Source organism: Desulfobacterium sp. N47, assembly GCF_051233685.1.
Lineage (GTDB): Bacteria > Desulfobacterota > Desulfobacteria > Desulfobacterales > RPRI01 > RPRI01.
Window position 1 is genome coordinate 1 of the sequence record NZ_JBAMMY010000308.1, and the last position, 1,304, is coordinate 1,304.

A 1,304-nucleotide genomic window follows, 5' to 3' on the forward strand; every position below is an offset into this window, starting at 1 on the left:
CTAAATTTGTTACCGGAACCGAGTTAGTTATAGATGGGGGTTATACTGCCCAATAGAAACAAGAGTGCCAGATCTGCCTAACAATGCAAATGCACCTGACGCTTTCAGCGCAGGTGATTTGCGACGTTATAAAACAAAAAATACATAATAAAGGAAAACCAAAATGTTCAAAACGTCTATATGCCCTCATTGTCATAAGATATTAAGCGTAAGTCTTGACCCACTTGCGCTGAAGGCGGATATCGTTTTATAATTTTTGAAGACCCTTGGAAGGTAAAAGACGTTATTGCGTTCTTATTTTTGGCGTTTATGTTTTGCATATTACAATCCTTTTATAACAAATCAATGAACCCAACGCCGAGTAAGTACCTTTTTAAATCCATTAACGGCGGCGGCGTGGGTTATTTCCACCGTTCGGCTTTAAAACCCAAATAATATTGACATTGGGCACACATTGTAATAAATTTAATTTATGGACCATTATAAATGGAATAAGGAAAAGAATGAAAGGCTTAAAATAGAACGTGGTATCAGTTTTGAGCAAATAACCATGCATATTGAACAAGGTGATTTGCTTGATATTGTAACTCATCCCAACCAGTCAAAATATCCGAACCAACAGATACTTGTCGTTGAAATTAATGATTATGTCTATCTTGTTCCATTTGTTGAAAATGAAAATGGTAAGTTTTTAAAAACAATAATTCCGAGTCGTAAAGCCACTCGTGATTATTTAGGAGGCAAGAATGAGTAAAATTAAACTCGATAAAGACGAACAAGAGATTCTCGAATCCTTTGAGCGAGGTGAGTGGAAGTCAGTGCAAAATGTTAAAGCAGAAATAATGAAACACCAGCACTATGCACGCAAAACCTTGAAAAAGGATAAAAGAGTTAATATCAGAATATCTTCTAAAGTTCTGGAGGAAATCCAAGCTCTTGCTGTAGAAAATGGAATTCCATATCAAACACTTATGTCTAGCGTTCTCCACCGTTATGTTTCCGGCTATCTTATAGAAAAACCAAGGCCGAACAAGTCATTTGAGTCTGACGCCTAATATCTCGCTGTTTTGGAAGTTATTGCTTTCAACTTATATCTTTCGATATTGAGCGTTTCTGGTATTTACCCGGCGCAGCTCAATTTAGCGTTATAAAACAAAAAATACATAATCTAAAGTTTCACCGAAATGATGCATGGTTTACTCACGCGACCATCCGTAACAGCGCGTCCACGAAAGATTTTCGGGAGAGTTTCTGGTTTTTGTTGCAAACGGCATTAAAATCATCAGCCAACGCGGCCTTGGCGA

2 protein-coding genes are annotated in these 1,304 nt (G+C 37.3%); both read left to right on the top strand.

The genetic code is table 11. The features are described 5' to 3' along the window. Positions 1 to 472: 472 nt before the first annotated feature. A complete protein-coding gene (locus tag VXK47_RS19880; protein ID WP_435550534.1) occupies positions 473 to 754 on the top strand; it encodes a hypothetical protein in 282 nt (93 codons plus the stop codon). Beyond that, entirely contained in the window at positions 747 to 1,055 is a 309-nt protein-coding gene (locus tag VXK47_RS19885; RefSeq protein ID WP_435550535.1) for a CopG family antitoxin, read from the top strand. Before VXK47_RS19880 ends, VXK47_RS19885 begins: the two co-directional genes overlap by 8 nt. Positions 1,056 to 1,304 lie beyond the last annotated feature (249 nt).